This window comes from Pseudomonas sp. FH4 (assembly GCF_000510915.2).
GTDB classification, from domain to species: domain Bacteria; phylum Pseudomonadota; class Gammaproteobacteria; order Pseudomonadales; family Pseudomonadaceae; genus Aquipseudomonas; species Aquipseudomonas brenneri.
This window is the reverse complement of the sequence record NZ_AOHN01000024.1, coordinates 107,872-125,740: the sequence shown is the minus strand read 5'-3', so window position 1 is coordinate 125,740 and position 17,869 is coordinate 107,872. Positions and strand designations below refer to the sequence as shown.

Genomic DNA, 17,869 nt, shown 5'->3' with positions numbered 1-17,869 from the left:
CTGCCCATGTCTCGTTCCGAAACCCTGTTTGCCAATGCCCAGAAACACATCCCCGGCGGTGTGAACTCCCCCGTGCGTGCGTTCAAGAGCGTTGGCGGCACCCCGCTGTTCTTCAAGCACGCCGAAGGCGCCTACGTCACCGACGAAGATGACAAGCGCTATGTGGACTACGTGGGTTCCTGGGGGCCGATGATCCTTGGCCACAGCCACCCCGACGTGCTGGACGCAGTGCGCAAGCAATTGGAGCATGGCCTGTCCTACGGCGCGCCAACCGCCATGGAAACCGAAATGGCGGACCTGGTGTGCTCGATCGTGCCGTCAATGGAGATGGTGCGCATGGTCAGCTCCGGCACCGAGGCAACCATGAGCGCGATCCGCCTGGCCCGTGGCTTCACTGGCCGCGACAGCATCATCAAGTTCGAAGGCTGCTACCACGGCCACTCCGACAGCCTGCTGGTCAAGGCCGGTTCGGGCCTGTTGACCCAGGGCGTACCGAGCTCGGCAGGCGTGCCGGCGGCATTCGCCAAGCACACCCTGACGCTGCCTTTCAATGACATCGCTGCCGTCGAAACAATGCTCAGCGAAGTCGGCCAGGACGTGGCGTGCATCATCGTCGAGCCGGTCGCCGGCAACATGAACTGCGTGCCACCGGCGCCGGGTTTCCTCGAAGGCCTGCGCGAGCAGTGCGACAAACACGGCGTGGTATTGATTTTCGACGAAGTGATGACCGGTTTCCGTGTTGCCCTCGGCGGCGCCCAGGCTTACTACGGCGTCACGCCGGACCTGAGCACCTTCGGCAAGATCATCGGCGGCGGCATGCCGGTGGGCTGCTTCGGCGGCAAGCGCGAAATCATGCAGCACATCGCGCCACTGGGCCCGGTCTACCAGGCCGGCACCTTGTCCGGCAACCCATTGGCCATGGCCGCCGGCCTGACTACCCTGCGCCTGATCAGCCGCCCGGGCTTCCATGCCGAGTTGACCGACTACACCACGCGCCTGCTGGACGGCCTGCAACAACGCGCCGATGCGGCGGGCATCCCGTTCGTCACGACCCAGGCCGGTGGCATGTTCGGCCTGTATTTCAGTGGCGCCGACGACATCGTGACCTTTGACGATGTGATGGGCAGCGATGCCAACCTGTTCAAGCGCTTCTTCCACCTGATGCTCGAAGGCGGTGTGTACCTGGCACCGAGCGCCTTTGAAGCCGGTTTCACCTCCATCGCCCATGGCGAAGCCGAGCTGAAACTGACCCTGGATGCTGCCGAGCGTGCCTTCGCCGCACTGAAGTAAGCCAGCCAAAACCTGACGTCGCCCCTGGCGGCGTCAGATTTGCTACCTTGCTTACAGAAATTTCCTTCTTTTTTCGAGAAATCACCTGCAATCCGGCAGATAACTTGCCCACGCAGCAGAAAAACGAGTAAAGACTTTGTAAGCAGAGGCCTGCTTATTTCATAATGCGCGCTTATTGGATCCCCACGTGGTTCCACGCGCCCCGTCAGAGGTAAGTCGATTCCCATGAAACGCACCGGCCGCACCCTGGTTCTGGGCTGCCTGTTGCTCCTTCAACCGCTGCTTGCGCATGCACAAGCGGGCGGCAACTCGTTGTTGATCCCAGCGATGGGTCGTTGCACCCTCAATACTCAGCCAGAAAGCCAGGCCGAGGCCCTGAGCGCCTGCCAGACCCTGGCCGATGGCGGGGATGCGCAGGCGCAATACGAGTTGGGCGAATTCTTCTATGACGACAAGAATCCCTCCCGTGACCTCAATAAAGCCCTGAGCTTTTTCGAGAAAGCCTCGTTGCAGGGGCATGCGCAAGCCCAATTCAAGCTGGGCAGCATGTTCTTTCATGGTGAAGGTGTGCCGGCCAATAACGTGCAGGCGTATATCGTGCTGAAGATGGCGGCGGTCAATGGCGCCGAAGATGCGCTCGACACCGCCGATGAAGTGGCCGAGCACATGCAGCGTGATGAGTTGGAAGTGGCGACCCAGGTGCTGGGGCAGATTTTCCGCAATTATCTGCTGGAGTTGCAGAGTGCGGATGGGCGTTCGCCTTTCTCGCCGCTGCCCTGACATTATCTAAACCCTTCTGACGCCATCGCAGGCAAGCCAGCTCCCACATTTGAATGTGTTCACAAATCAAAATGTGGGAGCTGGCTTGCCTGCGATGGGCGCGACGCGGTCTAAAAAGCTTACTTCTCAGGCATCGGCATCGGAAACGGCATGACATTGCTCATGCCCCGCGCTTCGCTGATCTTCGGCGTGCCCAGGCGCTCGACTTCATCGATGCGCACAATCGAATGCATCGGCACAAAACTGCGCACCACGCCTTCGAACTGGGCCTTGAGCTTTTCCTCGCCCGGATCGACGACCAGTTGCGTGCGCTCGCCAAAGACGAACTCTTCCACTTCCAGGAAGCCCCACAGATCACTTTGATAGATCTGCTTGGCGTACATTTCGAACACCTGGCCCTGGTTAAGGAAAATCACCTTGTAGATTGGAGCTTCACGTTTGGTCATGGGGGGCGGGCAGCACATCGGCGGATATAAATGAGGGCGCGAACTATAGCATGGCACCCGATGCACAGTGCTAGGAACCAATGGGCATGCCCCCTATAATGCGCGGTTCTTTACCACCAGTTGACGATTCCCATGGCCAAGAAGCTTTACATCGAAACCCACGGTTGCCAGATGAACGAGTACGACAGCTCGCGCATGGTCGATCTGCTGGGTGAACATCAGGCCCTGGAAGTCACGGCGCGCGCCGAAGATGCCGACGTGATCCTGCTCAATACCTGCTCGATCCGCGAACGGGCCCAGGACCGGGTCTACTCGCAGCTGGGTCGCTGGCGTGAATTGAAACTGGCCAACCCGGACATGGTAATCGCCGTTGGCGGTTGTGTGGCCAGCCAGGAAGGCGCGGCCATTCGCGACCGCGCACCTTATGTCGACGTGGTCTTTGGCCCGCAGACCCTGCATCGCCTGCCGGAGATGATCGACGCTGCGCGCATCACCAAGTTGCCGCAGGTGGACGTCTCGTTCCCGGAAATAGAAAAATTCGACCATTTGCCCGAGCCACGCATCGATGGCCCGAGCGCCTACGTGTCGGTAATGGAAGGTTGCAGCAAGTACTGCACCTTCTGCGTGGTGCCTTATACCCGTGGCGAAGAAGTCAGTCGGCCGTTCGACGATGTGCTGTCAGAAATCATCCACCTGGCTGAAAACGGCGTGCGTGAAGTGACCCTGCTGGGGCAGAACGTCAACGGCTATCGTGGCCAGACCCACGACGGGCGCCTGGCGGACCTGGCCGAGCTGATTCGCGTGGTCGCGGCGGTGGACGGTATCGAGCGCATCCGCTACACCACCTCGCACCCGCTGGAATTCTCCGACAGCCTGATCCAGGCCCACGCCGAAGTGCCGGAGCTGGTCAAACACCTGCACTTGCCGGTGCAATCGGGCTCGGACCGTATCCTGTCGGCAATGAAGCGCAACCACACGGCCCTGGAGTACAAGTCCAAGCTGCGCAAACTGCGCGCCGCCGTGCCGGGTATCTGCATCAGTTCGGACTTTATTGTCGGCTTCCCTGGCGAGACCGAAAAAGACTTCGAGCAGACCATGAAGCTGATTGAAGACGTCGGGTTCGATTTCTCCTACTCCTTCGTCTACAGCCAGCGCCCCGGCACACCAGCCGCGGACCTCGCGGACGAAACCCCGGAGGCGTTGAAAAAAGAGCGTCTGAACGCACTGCAACATCGCCTCAACCAGCAGGGTTTCGAGATCAGCCGACAAATGGTCGGTTCAACCCAGCGCATCCTGGTTACCGATTACTCGAAGAAAGACCCGGGCGAATTGCAGGGACGGACCGAGAACAACCGGATCGTCAACTTCCGCTGCGATAACCCGACGCTGATCGGCCAGTTCGCCGACGTGCACATCGACGCGGCGCAACCGCACTCGCTGCGCGGTTCGCTGATCAACTGACGGGACAGATCCGGGGACAAATGTAGATCAAATGTGGGAGTTGGCTTGCCTGCGATAGCGATGTAACAGGCAGTATCTCTTTTGAATGGGCCGGCCCTATCGCAGGCAAGCCAGCTCCCACAGGGGTTCTTCATTGTTATCGAGAGTGGAGCCAGTCCATTTAAGTGCTTTCGCACACTGGCGGCTGGCGTTATCCTCTATTTCACCTAAACAGCCAAAGGGCGGCTAAAAGCAACCTTGAACGCACCCATAGCAGAACCCCATCGTTTTCTCCTTGAGCCGTTTGAGGCTCGCCGTTTCGCCAACTTGTGCGGACAGTTCGACGAGCACCTGCGCCTGATCGAACAACGCCTGAGCATCGAGATCCGCAACCGCGGCAATCAGTTCGAGCTCATTGGTGAACCCCAGCACACTACGTCTGCAGAAAACCTGCTGCGCCGCCTCTACCGTGAAACCAAGGGTAGCGAGCTGTCGCCGGAAACCGTGCACCTGTACCTGCAGGAATCCGCCGTAGAAGACCTGGCCAATAACCCGGTGGCCGAAGCCAGCGTGGCGCTGCGCACCAAAAAAGGCATGATTCGCCCACGCGGCTTGAATCAGCAGCGCTATGTCAAAGAGATCCTCGGCAACGACATCAACTTCGGCATCGGCCCGGCCGGTACCGGCAAGACTTACCTGGCCGTCGCCTGTGCGGTTGACGCCCTGGAGCGCGAACAGGTGCGACGCATCCTGTTGGTGCGCCCGGCGGTCGAAGCCGGCGAGAAACTGGGCTTTCTGCCCGGCGATCTGGCCCAGAAGATCGACCCCTACCTGCGCCCGCTCTACGATGCGTTGTATGAAATGCTCGGCTTCGAATACGTCGCCAAGCTGATCGAACGCCAGGTGATCGAGATCGCCCCGCTGGCCTATATGCGCGGTCGGACCCTGAACAACAGCTTTATCATCCTCGACGAAAGCCAGAACACCACGGTCGAGCAGATGAAGATGTTCCTGACCCGGATCGGCTTCGGCTCCACGGCAGTGATCACCGGGGATATCACCCAGGTCGACCTGCCCAAGGGCACCAAGTCGGGCCTGGGCCAGGTGATCGAAGTCCTCAAGGACGTGCCGGGCATCAGCTTTACCCACTTCATGCCCAAGGATGTGGTGCGTCACCCACTGGTCCAGCGCATTGTCGAGGCCTACGAGCGCTTCGAACACCGCGACGACGGCCTGTCCAAGGACAATCGCCGCGATGCTTGAGCTTGACCTGCAACTGGCCACCCAAGCGCCAGCCCCCAGCGAAGAACAGTTTCGCCAATGGTGCACACTGGCCCTGCGCCAGCGCACCGCTGACTCGGAACTTACCATTCGTCTGGTGGACGAGCCTGAAAGCCGCGAGCTGAATCACACCTGGCGCCAGAAAGACTACGCGACCAACGTACTGTCATTTCCCGCCGACGTACCGGATGAACTACTGGATATCCCGCTGCTGGGTGACCTGGTGATCTGCGTCGCGGTGGTAGAGCGCGAGGCGAAGGAACAAGGCAAGGCTCTTGAGGCCCACTGGGCCCACTTGGTCATGCACGGCTGCTTGCATCTGTTGGGTTACGACCATATAGATGATGAAGAAGCCGAAGAAATGGAAGCACTGGAACGAACGTTGCTTGCAGAGTTGGGGCATCCTGACCCCTATGCAGACGACGAACACTAATCGACACTCAACTGAAACAATCAAGGATTTAGAGTAATCGCTATGAGCGAAGACCGATCGAGCAACGGGCAAAAGTCATGGCTGGGCAAACTGACCCAGGCTTTTGCCCACGAGCCGAAAAACCGCAAGGAGCTGCTGGAGCTTCTGCGCGAGGCCCATCAGAACAAGTTGCTGGACAGCGAAGCGCTGGCCATCGTCGAAGGCGCCATCCAGGTGGCTGACCTGCAAGTGCGTGACATCATGGTCCCGCGCTCGCAGATGATCAGCATCAAGGCGACCCAGACCCCACGGGAATTTCTCCCGGCCGTGATCGACTCGGCGCACTCGCGCTACCCGGTGATCGGCGAAAACCATGACGAAGTCATGGGTGTCCTGCTGGCCAAGGACTTGCTGCCGCTGATCCTCAAGGAGAACGGCGACAGCTTCAACATCAAGGACCTGCTGCGTCCTGCCACTTTCGTGCCTGAATCCAAGCGCCTGAATGTGCTGCTGCGCGAGTTTCGCGCCAACCACAATCACATGGCCATCGTCATTGACGAATACGGCGGCGTTGCCGGCCTGGTAACTATCGAAGACGTGCTCGAACAGATCGTCGGCGATATCGAAGACGAACACGACGTCGAAGAAGACAGCTACATCAAGCCACTGCCCAGCGGTGACTTCCTGATCAAGGCGCTGACGCCGATCGAGAACTTCAACGAGTTCTTCGACAGCGAATTCTCCGACGATGAGTTCGACACCGTGGGCGGCCTGGTGATGAGTGCGTTTGGCCATCTGCCCAAGCGTAACGAAACCACCGAGATCGGCGCCTATCGCTTCCGCATCCTGAATGCCGACAGCCGCCGCATCCACCTGATCCGCCTGACACCTATTGCCCGCTAAGGACTGATATGCGCCGTCTCACCGCACCCGGCTGGCCCGGTAACCTGCTGGCCGTGGTGGCCGGTGCTATCACCACCCTGGCGCTGGCGCCATTCGATATCTGGCCGCTGGCACTGGTGGCGGTCGGGGTGTTCTATGCCGGGATGCGCCAACTGACCCCGCGCCAGGCCTTCGGGCGTGGCTGGTGTTTCGGGTTTGGCCTGTTTGGCGCGGGCACCAGTTGGATTTACTACAGCATCCATCACTTCGGCGGGGCTTCGGTGCTGCTGGCCGGGCTGCTGATGCTGGCGTTCACCGCGGCGATTGCCCTGTTCTTTGCCCTGCCTGCCTGGCTCTGGGCCCGCTGGATCCGCCGTAACGAAGCGCCGCTGGCCGACGCCTTGGCGTTTGCTGCACTGTGGGTGGGCCAGGAAGCGTTTCGCGGCTGGTTCCTCACCGGTTTCCCCTGGCTGTACTCCGGTTACAGCCAACTCGACGGGCCGCTGGCCGGGCTCGCGCCGCTGGGCGGGGTGTGGCTGATTTCCTTTGCCCTGGCCCTGAGCGCTGCGCTGATTGTTAACCTGCCGCGACTGCTGGCAGCCAGGCGCAACGTGTTTGTCGGCGCCGGCCTGGTACTGCTGGTCGCACCGTGGGCCATTGGCCTGGCGCTCAAGCACCACGCCTGGACCAGCCCCGCAGGTGAACCGCTAACCGTCGCGGCGATCCAGGGCAATGTCGAGCAGAGCATGAAATGGGACCCAGCGCAGCTCAACGAGCAACTGGCGCTGTACCGCGACATGAGCTTTGCCTCCAAGCGCGTGGACCTGCTGATCTGGCCGGAAACCGCCGTGCCAGTGCTCAAGGAGTCCGTCGAGGGTTATCTGGGGATGATGGGCAAGTTCGCCGCCGACCGGAACGGCGCAATGATCACCGGTGTGCCGATTCGCCAGGAGGTACGCCATGAAAAGCGCTACTTCAATGGCATCACCGTGGTCGGCCAGGGTGATGGCACCTATTTGAAGCAGAAGCTGGTGCCCTTTGGCGAGTATGTGCCGCTGCAGGATGTGCTGCGCGGACTGATTGCGTTCTTCGACCTGCCGATGTCGGACTTTGCCCGTGGCCCCGAAGACCAGGCTCTGCTGCAAGCCAAGGGCTATCAGATCGCCCCGTATATCTGCTACGAAGTGGTCTACCCGGAGTTCGCTGCAGACCTCGCCGCCCGCAGCGACTTGCTGCTGACCATCAGCAATGACACCTGGTTCGGCACCTCCATCGGCCCCTTGCAGCACCTGCAAATGGCCCAGATGCGTGCCCTGGAGGCCGGCCGCTGGATGATCCGCGCCACCAACAACGGCGTGACCGGCCTGATCAACCCGTTTGGGCAGATCACCGAGCAGATCCCGCAGTTCGAGCGCGGCATTCTCTACGGGGAAGTGGTGCCGATGCACAACCTGACGCCGTACCTGCAATGGCGTTCGTGGCCGCTGATCATCCTGTGCCTGGGGCTGTTTGGCTGGGCACTGCTGGCCGGGCGCATGGCCAAGACTGTCTGACAGACACACAAAACCCAATGTGGGAGCGAGCAAGCCCGCTCCCACACAAGCCCGCTCTCACATTTTGATGTGTGGTGTTAGCGATAGAACAGCCGGTAACCCACCTGCCCCACCGCCTCGTTGATCAACTGCCCGCTCTGCCAGATCGACTTGAACTCCGGCATCCAGCCGCCCAGCGGCCGAGCGTTGTCCACGCCCAGGAAACCGACCGGCGCCGGCACCACGGTAAAGCCGGCTTTCTCGAAGCTCCACACGGAACGCGGCATATGCCAGGCCTGGGTCACAACCACCACGCGCTTGACGCCCTGGGGCAACAGGATCTCGGCGCTCATCTGTGCATTTTCCCAGGTGGTGCGGCTACGCTCTTCCTTCCAGCGCACGGCCACGCCAAAGTCTTGTTGCATCGACACCGCCATCAACTCTGCCTCGCTGGGCGGCGTGCCATAGTGCAGGCCGCCGGTGGTCAGCACCGGCAGCCCCGACGCCTTGGCCAATCGCGCGGCATAGCGCTGGCGCTCCAGGCCGATACCGGTCGGCTGATCAGCGCCCCAGGCCGGATCGCCCCGCTCACGGCCCGAGCCCAACACCACAATGGCATCGGCTCGTTGCGCCAGGCCGGCCCAGTCTTCCAGGGCCAATGGCGGTTCGGTTTCCAGCGCGCGGGCGCCCCACTCCACCATCACCGGCAGGCTGATCAGCCACATCCCGCCAAACCCCAAGGTAAAGCATCCTCCGGCCAAGCGCGGGCGGCTGCGGCGAAACCACCAGGCAAGGGCCAGCAGCAGCAAGAAAATGCCGGGGGGCAACAGTAATTGTTTGATGAAATAACGAATAGGCATCGAGCATCTCCAAAGATGCCCGAAGCCTAAGGTGTAACGGGGTTTAGCGACAATCTTTACACGCGGCGGATAACGCTGATCAAGTTACTTGAATCGTGCAGACCGCAGCTTTTCCGGGCCACGGCCGGTCGACAAGTCCTTGAGCCATACCACCTTGGACGATCGCACCGGCTCCCTGGCTGGCACAGGAGCCACCCATTGCGGGATTGGGCACGCGTTCAAGTCCAGATAGGCCTTGATCACTTCAAACTCTGCAGGGCTCAAGCCTCGCAGTTCCAGCTCATCAGGCCGCTCGTCACGCAATCGACCTGCGGTTCTTGCTGCGTCCAGTGCTCGACCCAAGCGGTCGATCAGTCCTTCATACACTTGCGGTTTCGTTCTCATTCGCTGCGAATCTACCATCCCCTCACCTCATTAAAGATAAGTCTCACTCCCCAATAAACAGCGTAGCTGTGCTGACGCAACCAACCGCACGCCGCGACCAACGGCCTGCGCTGCGCAATCAGGGTTTCCCTCGATAGAGTGGGGTCATGTATGCTACGGCGCTTCCTGTAACTCCACTTCCCGCAGGGTTTGGGCACGGACGCGCCGCTGTTTGGTGTCGATCAACCCGAACGTTGCACCGAAGAGGATTAGGCCACCCCTATTCAGTTCAAAAGTAGCCATGCACGAACAATATCAGCCCCGTGAAATAGAAAATGCCGCCCAAACCTTCTGGGACGAGCAAAAGTCCTTTGAAGTCAGTGAACAGCCAGGCAAGGAGACTTTCTACTGCCTATCGATGTTCCCTTACCCCAGCGGCAAGCTACACATGGGGCACGTGCGTAACTACACCATCGGCGACGTGATTTCCCGCTACCAGCGCATGCTCGGCAAGAACGTCCTGCAACCCATGGGTTGGGACGCCTTCGGCATGCCGGCGGAAAACGCCGCGATGAAGAACAACGTAGCGCCCGCCAAGTGGACCTACGAAAACATCGCCTACATGAAGACCCAGCTGCGCAGCCTGGGCCTGGCCGTGGACTGGTCCCGCGAAGTGACCACCTGCAAGCCCGATTACTATCGCTGGGAACAATGGCTGTTCACTCGCCTGTTCGAAAAAGGCGTGATCTACAAAAAAAGCGGCACCGTGAACTGGGACCCGATCGACCAGACCGTGCTGGCCAACGAACAAGTGATCGACGGCCGCGGCTGGCGTTCCGGCGCGCTGATCGAAAAGCGCGAAATCCCGATGTACTACTTCAAGATCACCGCCTACGCGGATGAACTCTTGTCGAGCCTCGACGACCTGCCGGGCTGGCCTGAACAGGTCAAGACCATGCAACGCAACTGGATCGGCAAGTCCAAGGGCATGGAAGTGCAGTTCCCGTACAACGTCGATTCCATCGGCGCAGAGGGCGCACTGAAAGTCTTCACGACCCGTCCGGATACCCTGATGGGCGCCACCTACGTGGCCGTGGCCGCGGAACACCCGCTGGCCACCCAGGCTGCACAGAACAACCCTGAGCTGCAGGCGTTCATCGCCGAATGCAAAGGCGGCAGCGTGGCTGAAGCCGACGTCGCCACCCAGGAGAAAAAAGGCCTGCCGACCTCGCTGTTCGTCGAACACCCGCTGACCGGCGAGAAACTGCCGGTATGGGTCGCCAACTATGTGCTGATGCACTACGGCGATGGCGCAGTAATGGCCGTGCCGGCCCACGACGAGCGCGACTTCGAGTTCGCCACCAAGTACAACCTGCCGATCAAGTCGGTGGTGCGTACCAGCTCCGGCGATACCAACCCGGCCCCATGGCAAGACGCCTACGGCGAGCACGGCACCCTGATCAACTCCGGCGAGTTTGACGGCCTGGACTTCGTCGGTGCCTTCGACGCCATGGAAGTCGCACTGATCAAGAAAAACCTCGGTGCCTCGCGCACCCAGTTCCGCCTGCGCGACTGGGGCATCAGCCGCCAGCGCTACTGGGGCTGCCCGATCCCGATCATCCACTGCGAAAGCTGTGGCGACGTGCCGGTGCCAGAAGATCAACTGCCGGTCGTGCTGCCAGAAGATGTGGTGCCGGACGGCGCCGGCTCGCCATTGGCGCGCATGCCCGAGTTCTACGAGTGCAGTTGCCCGAAATGCGGTGCACCTGCCAAGCGTGAAACCGACACCATGGACACCTTCGTCGAGTCCTCGTGGTATTACGCCCGCTACGCCTCGCCGCACTATGAAGGTGGCCTGGTGGAAAAATCCGCAGCTGACCACTGGTTGCCGGTGGATCAGTACATCGGCGGTATCGAACACGCGATTCTGCACCTGCTCTACGCGCGCTTCTTCCATAAACTGATGCGTGACGAAGGCCTGGTGAGTTCCGACGAGCCGTTCAAGAACCTGCTGACCCAAGGCATGGTGATCGCCGAGACTTACTATCGCCGCGAAGCCAATGGCGCCTATACCTGGTTCAACCCGGCGGACGTCGAGCTTGAGCGTGACAGCAAGGCCAAGGTGATCAGCGCCAAGTTGAAATCCGACGGCCTGCCGGTGGAAATCGGCGGCACCGAGAAGATGGCCAAGTCGAAGAACAACGGCGTTGACCCTCAGTCGATGATCGACCAGTTCGGCGCCGATACCTGCCGCCTGTTCATGATGTTCGCCTCGCCGCCCGATATGAGCGCCGAATGGTCAGACTCCGGCGTCGAAGGCTCGCACCGCTTCCTCAAGCGCGTCTGGCGCCTGGCGCATGCCCATATCAGCCAGGGCTTGCCGGGCAAACTGGACGTGGCGTTGCTGAACGACGAGCAAAAACTGATTCGCCGCAGCACCCACCTGGCCATCAAGCAAGCCAGCCAGGACGTGGGCCAGCATCACAAGTTCAACACCGCTATCGCCCAGGTGATGACGCTGATGAACGTGCTGGAAAAAGCCCCGCAGGTCACCGAGCAGGACCGTGCGCTGGTACAGGAAGGCCTGGAAACTGTCGTCCTGCTGCTGGCGCCGATCACCCCGCACATCAGCCACGACCTGTGGAGCCAGTTGGGCCACAGCGGCGCGGTGATCGATGCCCAATGGCCCGTCGCGGATGACAGCGCCCTGGTACAGGACACGCTGCAACTGGTGATTCAGGTCAACGGCAAGCTGCGCGGCCAGATCGACATGCCTGCCAGCGCCAGTCGCGAAGAAGTCGAAGCCGCCGCTCGCTGCAACGAAAACGTGCTGCGCTTCACCGAAGGCCTGACGATCCGCAAAGTGATCGTGGTGCCCGGCAAACTGGTCAATATCGTCGCTAGCTAATCGGATCGGGCGCCAGGGCAAGAGCCCCGGCGCCGAACAAAACCTCCAGGGCCTCGATAAGGCCCACATGGTTTCAAGGGGAGCAATAAAATGATCAAACGCAACCTGCTGGTTATGGGCCTTGCCGTATTGTTGAGCGCTTGCGGCTTCCAGCTGCGCGGCACCGGCACCACTGAACTGGCGATCAAGGAACTGGATGTCAGCGCACGCAACGCCTATGGCGAAACCGTGACTCAGCTGCGTCAAACCCTGGAAAACAGCGGCGTCAAAGTCTATCCAGGGGCAGCTTACAAACTGGTGCTGGTCGACGAGAAAGAAACCCAGCGTAATATCAGCTACGCCAGTGCCGGCCGCTCTTCGGACATCGAAATGAGCAGCGTGCTCATGTTCCAGATCCAGGGTCACGACCAGTTGCCACTGATCAGCGACAAGCTGCAAGTGCAGAAAGTCGTGACACATGACGGTAACAACCTGGTCGGTTCGGATACCGAGGTCAACCAGGTGCGCAATGAAATGCGCCGCGACCTAGTCCAGCGTATGGTCCTGCGCCTGCAGATGATCAGCCCGGCCCAACTGGATGCCCTGCAGCAGACTGCCGATGCCAAGGCCAAGGCGGATGCCGAAGCGCTGAAAGCCGCGCAGGACTATGAAAACAGCATCCCCAAGCAATCGCCTGTTGAAGTCCCTGCCGAGTAAACCAGACGGGGCGCGTCATGCGCCCCGTCCATCCAGCCTATGAAACTCGCCCCCGCCCAACTCGCCAAACACCTGCAAGGCAGTCTTGCGCCTGTGTACATCGTCAGCGGCGATGACCCGCTGTTGTGCCAGGAAGCCGCCGACGCCATTCGCCAGGCTGCGCGCCAGCAAGGCTTTGATGAACGCCAGGTATTCAGCGCCGACGCCAGCTTCGACTGGGGCACCCTGCTCCAGGCCGGGGCCAGCATGTCGCTATTTGCCGAAAAACGCCTGTTGGAATTGCGCCTGCCCTCGGGCAAGCCCGGCGACAAAGGCGCGGCAGCCCTGATGGAATACTGTGCTCGCCCTGCCGAGGACACACTGTTGCTGATCAGCTTGCCCAAGCTCGATGGCAGTGCGCAGAAGACCAAATGGGGCAAGGCGCTGGTGGAAGGGGCACAAACCCAGTTCATCCAGATCTGGCCGGTCGACAGCAACCAGTTGCCGCAATGGATTCGTCAGCGCCTGTCGCAAGCCGGGCTGTCTGCCACCCAAGATGCTGTCGAGCTGATTGCAGCTCGGGTCGAAGGCAACCTGCTGGCCGCCGCCCAGGAAATCGAAAAGCTCAAGCTGATGGCCGAAGACGGGCAGATTACCGTCGAAACCGTGCAAGGTGCGGTGGCCGACAGTGCGCGGTTTGACGTATTCGGGTTGGTTGACGCGATTCTCAATGGCGAACCGGCACATGCCTTGCGCATGCTCGAAGGGCTGCGCGGCGAAGGCGTGGAACCGCCCGTGATTCTCTGGGCCCTGGCCCGCGAACTGCGCGTACTGGCCAATATTGCCCTGCAATACAGCCAAGGCACGCCACTGGACAAATGCTTCAGCCAGGCCCGACCACCCGTGTGGGACAAGCGCAAGCCACTGATGAGCAAGGCCCTGCAACGGCACTCGGCGCAACGCTGGGCGCAATTGTTGCTCGAAGCCCAGCGCATCGATGCACAAATCAAGGGCCAGGCTGCCGGGTCGCCGTGGATGAGCTTGAGCCGTTTGTCGCTGCTTATGTCTGGCCAGCGCCTGGCACTCCCCGCCGAATAATCAATTATCCAGAACAACACAAGCCGGCATTTCACATTCAGACCGAGGCCATTTCCTACATCGCGCCGGGCTGGACAGCCGGCAAACTTCGGCAGATGATTCGCAGCGCATTACCCACCCATCGGAGAGTACCGATCATGAGCAAAAAGCCATCCAAGCATGGCCCCAACAAGGCCAAATCCCTCATTGCCCAGCCGTTGTTCCGCAGTCGCCAGGAACGAGCCGGCAAAGGCAAAGGCAGCTACCGCCGCGAAGCCTTCCAGTCTAATAGCTGGGAGGCTTCTTACTTTCTGGCTGCCTGAAGGCAAGCGCCCCTCTGGCATGATAAGGTCTGCACCTGATTCGTATTTCCTGGACCTGTGCATGCCCTCTAGTCTTTCCCGTCGTTGGCACCTTCGCCAATTGATTGCTGCCTCCAGCCTGATCCTGTTAGTCGCCTGCGCCGAAAAACCCACCGCCGCCGACGCTCAGCCCCTGCCTACGTTCCAGCCCGTACCGGTTGCCGCACCCGCCGTAGTTGCGCCCCTGGCCGTGACCAATCTTGATATCCAACCGACCCAGACCTTCGCCGAATGGCAGGCAGGTTTTCGCGTCGAAGCCCTGAAAGCCGGCATTACGCCTGCAGTGTTCGACAGCGCCTTCGCCAACGTCACCCCCGATATGGCAGTCATCCGCGCCGACCGCAGCCAGCCGGAGTTTTCCCGGCCGGTGTGGGAATACCTCAACGGCGCCTTGTCGGCGCTGCGCGTGCGTAACGGCCAGGCCTTGCTGATCAAGCATGCCGATATCCTGCAAAGCATCGAACAACGCTACGGCGTGGATCGCCAGGTATTGGTCTCGGTCTGGGGCATGGAAAGCAACTTCGGCTCGTTCCAGGGCAACAATTCGGTGATCCGCTCCCTGGCGACCCTGGCCTACGAAGGCCGTCGCCCGGCATTCGCCCAGGCGCAATTGCTGGCCGCGCTGCAAATCATCCAGCACGGTGATATCCCGGCCGAGCAGATGCGCGGCTCCTGGGCCGGTGCCATGGGCCAGACCCAATTCATTCCGACCACCTACAACACCCACGCGGTGGACTTCGACGGTGACGGACGCCGCGACATCTGGAACAGTTCCGCCGACGCCCTCGCCTCCACCGCGCACTACCTGCAAAGCTCCGGCTGGCAGAAAGGCCAGCCGTGGGGCTTTGAGGTACAGCAATTGCCGGCAAACTTCGACTACGCCCTGGCTGATGGCGTAGTGCGCAAACCGGTGGGCGAATGGTTGAAACTCGGGCTGCAGGTGCCGGCCGGTGCCAGCGTCCCGCCCAATGTCGAGGCGCTGTCCGCCGCCCTGCTGCTGCCGGCCGGCCATCGTGGCCCGGCGTTCCTGGTGCTGGATAACTTCCGCGCAATCCTCAAGTACAACAACTCGTCGTCCTACGCCCTGGCAGTCGGCCTGTTGTCCGAGCGCTTTGGCGGTGGCGGGGTGATTCGCGGGGATTGGCCAACGGACGAACTGCCACTGACCCGCTCCCAGCGTATCGAGTTGCAGACGGTGTTGAGCGCCAAGGGCTATGACGCTGGCAACCCGGATGGGATTATCGGCGCCAATACGCGCAAGGCGATTCGTGCGGCCCAGCAGTCGTTGGGCTGGCCGGCGGATGGGTATCCGACGGTGAAGTTGCTGGAGTCCTTGCAGAACCGCTAGAACTGCGTAAGGCGACTACCGCCTTCGCGAGCAAGCCCGCTCCCACAGGGGCAAATGCAGGCTTGCTCGCGATAACGGCCTGACAGACGACTAAATACTCAGGGTTTGAACACCACATCCTGCTCCAGCACTAACCGCTGCTCCCCCGCATCCAGTCGCACCAAGGCGCCCATCGGCAAGGTCAGGTTCGGGTCGCAATGGCCGCTGCGCCAGCCAGCCAGGACCGGGATGCACAACGGCTCGAAGGTCTGCTTCAACAGCCGCTCCAGTGCAACGCTATCCACCCCCGCCACATCCCCCACCAGCACACCGTGAACCTGTGCCAACTTGCCCGCCAGGCGCAAGTGCGTCAGCAGGCGGTCGATGCGGTAGATCGGCTCGTTGACGTCTTCGATAAACAGAATGATGCCCTCGGCATCGATTTCGAACGGTGTGCCCATCACGGCCGCGATCATTGACAGGTTGCCCCCCAGCAGGCGCCCGCAGGCGATGCCAGGCTCAATGGTGGTCAGCGGGTAGGCCACCGGGTGCGCCAGCACACTGCCAGCCCCTAGTTGCCCACGCAGCAGGCTGAACAGCGATGATTCGGTGGGCTGTTGCTTATCACCGAGCAGGTCGGCATTGAGCATCGGCCCGTGGAAGGTCACAAAACCGGCGTAGCGGCTGATCGCCAGGTGCAGCGCGGTGATATCGCTGTAGCCGACGAAAGGCTTGGGGTTGGCGGCCAGCAGGGCAAAATCCACACCGTCGAGCAAGCGCGGGGTGCCGTAGCCACCGCGCAGGCAGAAGATGGCGTCGATATCGGGGTCGGCGAAGGCCGCATGCAGGTCACGCAGGCGTACTTTGTCGCTGCCGGCCAGGTAGCCGTCGCGCTCATACACCCCCGAGAAGATCCGCAGCTCGTAGCCACGGGTACGCATCCATTGCCCGGCCTTTTCCACATCCAGCGCGGAGGGGCCGGCGGGGGCGATCAGGCCGATAGTGCCTTCAACTCGCAACGCGGGTACGACGGCACTCGGTTGAGCGGTCATCCATGTTCTCCCTCTCTGTAACGCAGAACCCAATGTGGGAGCGGGCTTGTTCGCGAAGGCGCAGTATCAGTCAATGGATCAAGTGACTGATACTGCGCCTTCGCGAGCAAGCCCGCTCCCACACAAGCCCGCATTCCACATTGATTCTGCGGTGCGGCTTACGAAACCAGGCTCGCCTTGACCAGCTTGGCCTGTTCGTCGGCGTGGTACGACGAACGTACCAGCGGGCCCGACGCAACGTTCTTGAAGCCCATCTTGTAGCCTTCTTCGGCAAACCAGGCAAAGGTGTCCGGGTGCACGAAACGCTGCACCGGCAAGTGACTGCGCGACGGTTGCAGGTATTGGCCGAGGGTCAGCATGTCGATGTCGTGTTCGCGCATGCGCTTCATGACTTCGATCACTTCTTCGTCGGTTTCGCCCAGGCCCAGCATCAGGCCGGATTTGGTCGGGATGTGCGGCATCATCTGCTTGAATTTCTGCAGCAGGGTCAGCGACCACTGGTAGTCCGAGCCCGGACGCGCGGCCTTGTACAGGCGTGGCACGGTTTCCAGGTTGTGGTTGAACACATCTGGCGGCTCGGCGGCGGTGATTTCCAGCGCCACGTCCATCCGGCCACGGTAGTCAGGGACCAGGGTTTCGAGCATCACGTTCGGCGACAGTTTGCGGATTTCGCGGATGCAGTCGGCAAAGTGCTGGGCACCGCCGTCACGCAGGTCGTCGCGGTCTACCGAGGTGATCACCACGTACTTGAGTTTCAGGTCGGCAATGGCGATGGCCAGGCTTTCTGGCTCGTTGACGTCCAAAGGCTTGGGCCGGCCGTGGCCAACGTCGCAGAACGGGCAACGACGGGTGCAGATGTCACCCATGATCATGAACGTCGCGGTGCCGCCGGAGAAACACTCACCCAGGTTCGGGCAAGAGGCTTCTTCACACACGCTGTGCAGCTTGTGTTTGCGCAGCAGGGCCTTGATGCGGTCGACTTCCGGCGAGACCGGGATGCGCACGCGGATCCAGTCGGGCTTTTTCGGCAGTTCGGTGGTCGGGATGATCTTCACCGGGATGCGTGCAACCTTCTCGGCGCCGCGCAGCTTGACGCCGGCTTCCACCTTGGCACGCGGAGCCGGGGCCGGACGGTCGGTAATGTCCAGCGTCGGGATCATGGTTTGCACAACATCAGTAGTC

At 61.1% G+C, this 17,869-nt stretch carries 17 protein-coding genes; 12 read left to right on the top strand and 5 right to left on the bottom strand.

Annotation, left to right across the window (positions count from 1 at the left end):
• Positions 1-6 precede the first annotated feature (6 nt).
• Positions 7-1,290: a glutamate-1-semialdehyde 2,1-aminomutase gene (hemL, locus tag H097_RS19270; RefSeq protein ID WP_032861718.1), complete on the top strand. Its 1,284-nt coding sequence runs from the start codon at positions 7-9 to the stop codon at positions 1,288-1,290.
• A 225-nt stretch (positions 1,291-1,515) separates the two neighbouring features.
• Positions 1,516-2,070, top strand: coding sequence for a tetratricopeptide repeat protein (locus tag H097_RS19265; protein ID WP_032861717.1), 555 nt, complete (start codon positions 1,516-1,518; stop codon positions 2,068-2,070).
• A gap of 119 nt (positions 2,071-2,189) precedes the next feature.
• Here the strand turns inward: H097_RS19265 and H097_RS19260 are convergent, their stop codons facing one another.
• Positions 2,190-2,516, bottom strand: a complete 327-nt coding sequence (locus tag H097_RS19260) for a DUF1820 family protein (RefSeq protein WP_003215457.1) — start codon at positions 2,514-2,516, stop codon at positions 2,190-2,192.
• 132 nt (positions 2,517-2,648) lie between these two features.
• Here H097_RS19260 and miaB point away from each other — a divergent pair, with 132 nt between their 5' ends.
• The 5 genes from miaB to lnt all read left to right on the top strand — a co-directional run bounded on the left by miaB (position 2,649) and on the right by lnt (position 8,084).
• A complete protein-coding gene (gene miaB, locus H097_RS19255) occupies positions 2,649-3,977 on the top strand; it encodes a tRNA (N6-isopentenyl adenosine(37)-C2)-methylthiotransferase MiaB (protein WP_032861716.1) in 1,329 nt (442 codons plus the stop codon).
• Between the two features lie 237 nt (positions 3,978-4,214).
• Positions 4,215-5,219 (top strand): PhoH family protein, encoded by a 1,005-nt coding sequence (locus H097_RS19250; protein ID WP_029292238.1) that lies wholly within the window; start codon positions 4,215-4,217, stop codon positions 5,217-5,219.
• Positions 5,212-5,670, top strand: a complete 459-nt coding sequence (gene ybeY, locus H097_RS19245) for an rRNA maturation RNase YbeY (protein WP_032861715.1) — start codon at positions 5,212-5,214, stop codon at positions 5,668-5,670. The genes H097_RS19250 and ybeY overlap by 8 nt, the downstream gene beginning before the upstream one ends.
• A gap of 42 nt (positions 5,671-5,712) precedes the next feature.
• The gene (locus H097_RS19240) at positions 5,713-6,552 is read left to right on the top strand and encodes an HlyC/CorC family transporter (protein ID WP_032861714.1); all 840 of its coding nucleotides are present in this window, start codon (positions 5,713-5,715) and stop codon (positions 6,550-6,552) included.
• 8 nt (positions 6,553-6,560) lie between these two features.
• The gene (gene lnt, locus H097_RS19235; RefSeq protein ID WP_032861713.1) at positions 6,561-8,084 is read left to right on the top strand and encodes an apolipoprotein N-acyltransferase; all 1,524 of its coding nucleotides are present in this window, start codon (positions 6,561-6,563) and stop codon (positions 8,082-8,084) included.
• A gap of 77 nt (positions 8,085-8,161) precedes the next feature.
• Here lnt and H097_RS19230 read toward each other — a convergent pair whose 3' ends face one another.
• Together H097_RS19230 and H097_RS19225 are read right to left on the bottom strand one after the other, a co-directional pair.
• Entirely contained in the window at positions 8,162-8,923 is a 762-nt protein-coding gene (locus H097_RS19230; RefSeq protein WP_032861712.1) for a YdcF family protein, read from the bottom strand.
• Positions 8,924-9,007: 84 nt separating this feature from the next.
• Entirely contained in the window at positions 9,008-9,325 is a 318-nt protein-coding gene (locus tag H097_RS19225; protein WP_032861710.1) for a hypothetical protein, read from the bottom strand.
• Between the two features lie 262 nt (positions 9,326-9,587).
• Between H097_RS19225 and leuS the strand changes: the two genes are divergently transcribed.
• The 5 genes from leuS to H097_RS19200 all read left to right on the top strand — a co-directional run bounded on the left by leuS (position 9,588) and on the right by H097_RS19200 (position 15,656).
• A complete protein-coding gene (leuS, locus tag H097_RS19220; RefSeq protein ID WP_032861709.1) occupies positions 9,588-12,194 on the top strand; it encodes a leucine--tRNA ligase in 2,607 nt (868 codons plus the stop codon).
• A 90-nt stretch (positions 12,195-12,284) separates the two neighbouring features.
• On the top strand, positions 12,285-12,890 hold the full coding sequence (gene lptE, locus H097_RS19215; RefSeq protein WP_032861708.1) for an LPS assembly lipoprotein LptE: 606 nt from the start codon (positions 12,285-12,287) through the stop codon (positions 12,888-12,890).
• Between the two features lie 39 nt (positions 12,891-12,929).
• Complete coding sequence (holA, locus tag H097_RS19210; protein WP_032861707.1) at positions 12,930-13,967, top strand: DNA polymerase III subunit delta; 1,038 nt, start codon at positions 12,930-12,932, stop codon at positions 13,965-13,967.
• 137 nt (positions 13,968-14,104) lie between these two features.
• Positions 14,105-14,269, top strand: a complete 165-nt coding sequence (arfA, locus tag H097_RS19205; protein WP_032861705.1) for an alternative ribosome rescue factor ArfA — start codon at positions 14,105-14,107, stop codon at positions 14,267-14,269.
• Positions 14,270-14,330: 61 nt separating this feature from the next.
• Entirely contained in the window at positions 14,331-15,656 is a 1,326-nt protein-coding gene (locus tag H097_RS19200) for a lytic murein transglycosylase (RefSeq protein WP_032861704.1), read from the top strand.
• Between the two features lie 98 nt (positions 15,657-15,754).
• On the opposite strand, the gene H097_RS19195 is transcribed toward H097_RS19200, so the two are convergent.
• Both H097_RS19195 and lipA read right to left on the bottom strand, forming a co-directional pair.
• Complete coding sequence (locus tag H097_RS19195; RefSeq protein WP_032861703.1) at positions 15,755-16,687, bottom strand: LD-carboxypeptidase; 933 nt, start codon at positions 16,685-16,687, stop codon at positions 15,755-15,757.
• Positions 16,688-16,845: 158 nt separating this feature from the next.
• Positions 16,846-17,847 (bottom strand): lipoyl synthase, encoded by a 1,002-nt coding sequence (gene lipA, locus H097_RS19190; protein ID WP_162237654.1) that lies wholly within the window; start codon positions 17,845-17,847, stop codon positions 16,846-16,848.
• Positions 17,848-17,869 lie beyond the last annotated feature (22 nt).

Excerpts from the sequence above, each read along its gene's own strand:
- hemL (WP_032861718.1), top strand. The coding sequence starts at position 7 with ATGTCTCGTTCCGAAACCCTGTTTGCCAATGCCCAGAAACACATCCCC.
- H097_RS19265 (WP_032861717.1), top strand. The coding sequence starts at position 1,516 with ATGAAACGCACCGGCCGCACCCTGGTTCTGGGCTGCCTGTTGCTCCTT.
- H097_RS19260 (WP_003215457.1), bottom strand. The coding sequence starts at position 2,516 with ATGACCAAACGTGAAGCTCCAATCTACAAGGTGATTTTCCTTAACCAG.
- miaB (WP_032861716.1), top strand. The coding sequence starts at position 2,649 with ATGGCCAAGAAGCTTTACATCGAAACCCACGGTTGCCAGATGAACGAG.
- ybeY (WP_032861715.1), top strand. The coding sequence starts at position 5,212 with ATGCTTGAGCTTGACCTGCAACTGGCCACCCAAGCGCCAGCCCCCAGC.
- H097_RS19240 (WP_032861714.1), top strand. The coding sequence starts at position 5,713 with ATGAGCGAAGACCGATCGAGCAACGGGCAAAAGTCATGGCTGGGCAAA.
- lnt (WP_032861713.1), top strand. The coding sequence starts at position 6,561 with ATGCGCCGTCTCACCGCACCCGGCTGGCCCGGTAACCTGCTGGCCGTG.
- H097_RS19230 (WP_032861712.1), bottom strand. The coding sequence starts at position 8,923 with ATGCCTATTCGTTATTTCATCAAACAATTACTGTTGCCCCCCGGCATT.
- H097_RS19225 (WP_032861710.1), bottom strand. The coding sequence starts at position 9,325 with ATGGTAGATTCGCAGCGAATGAGAACGAAACCGCAAGTGTATGAAGGA.
- leuS (WP_032861709.1), top strand. The coding sequence starts at position 9,588 with ATGCACGAACAATATCAGCCCCGTGAAATAGAAAATGCCGCCCAAACC.
- lptE (WP_032861708.1), top strand. The coding sequence starts at position 12,285 with ATGATCAAACGCAACCTGCTGGTTATGGGCCTTGCCGTATTGTTGAGC.
- holA (WP_032861707.1), top strand. The coding sequence starts at position 12,930 with ATGAAACTCGCCCCCGCCCAACTCGCCAAACACCTGCAAGGCAGTCTT.
- arfA (WP_032861705.1), top strand. The coding sequence starts at position 14,105 with ATGAGCAAAAAGCCATCCAAGCATGGCCCCAACAAGGCCAAATCCCTC.
- H097_RS19200 (WP_032861704.1), top strand. The coding sequence starts at position 14,331 with ATGCCCTCTAGTCTTTCCCGTCGTTGGCACCTTCGCCAATTGATTGCT.
- H097_RS19195 (WP_032861703.1), bottom strand. The coding sequence starts at position 16,687 with ATGACCGCTCAACCGAGTGCCGTCGTACCCGCGTTGCGAGTTGAAGGC.
- lipA (WP_162237654.1), bottom strand. The coding sequence starts at position 17,847 with ATGATCCCGACGCTGGACATTACCGACCGTCCGGCCCCGGCTCCGCGT.